The sequence below is a fragment of the Vibrio sp. 1069 genome, assembly GCF_033340555.1.
Window position 1 is genome coordinate 1 of sequence record NZ_JAWOWP010000273.1, and the last position, 778, is coordinate 778.

Consider the following 778-nt stretch of genomic DNA (forward strand, 5'->3'; position numbering starts at 1 on the left):
AGTATTCTCAGCGGTAAAAGCTTGAGTTTGAAGATTCGGGCAGCCTAGGCTTGCACAATTGACAGCGTAGTGCGTTCTTGGGTCTTGCCAGATTGGTCGTAAAATTCGGTGCTCAATATCATTTAAGGTCAGACTTTTTCCGTTAATGGTGATGACATCTTGATCCCATGGGCCAAAGCTAAACAGCCCGCCTAACTTGGTGATCGACGTTATCGGGTAGTTATCCAAAATTAGGTCAACCGTCAGCGCGTTGTATAGGTTTACCCAATATGCGTATTGCTCGGCTTGGCGGTATTGCAATGGATTTAAACTAGCAAGACGTTGAATGTACTGCTTTAACTTTGTTTTATCGGCGTACGAGACTTGGTTGTAACGAAATAGAGTGTTGTCACCTCGGGTAACTAGATAGCTGTCGAGTAACTGTTGCCACTCCAGATGAGAGATTGAAGTTTGGTTGACCTCGTTGGACTGCTGCCAATAAGGCCATAAGTCGGCTTTTGGTGCGGCGAACGCCGAGAAAGAAACTAGAGCACACAATAGCAATAAGAAACGCTTCATAGAGAGACCTTTAGTGAGACTTGATTGTTAGTGTAGACCCGTCTAGTTGTTGTTTTCTTTCTTTAATCTACGGATAAAAACAAACCAGGCTGACAATGGTCAGCCTGTTATTTGTGTATTCAAGGATGCGTTTTAACGCAGGAAGCTTGGGATATTGGCTTCATACTCAGCGATTTTGTCTTCGTGCTGACGCGTGAAACCGCTGTTATCTAAGCCATTA

General features: G+C 44.1%; 1 protein-coding gene and 1 pseudogene. Both read right to left on the reverse strand.

Annotated elements, in window-relative coordinates:
• Positions 1 to 558: DUF547 domain-containing protein (locus R7040_RS25930; RefSeq protein WP_318097497.1), on the reverse strand; the 558-nt coding region annotated here is incomplete at its 3' end.
• 132 nt (positions 559 to 690) lie between these two features.
• A pseudogene (leuD, locus tag R7040_RS25935) lies at positions 691 to 778 on the reverse strand (3-isopropylmalate dehydratase small subunit); the annotation flags it as partial.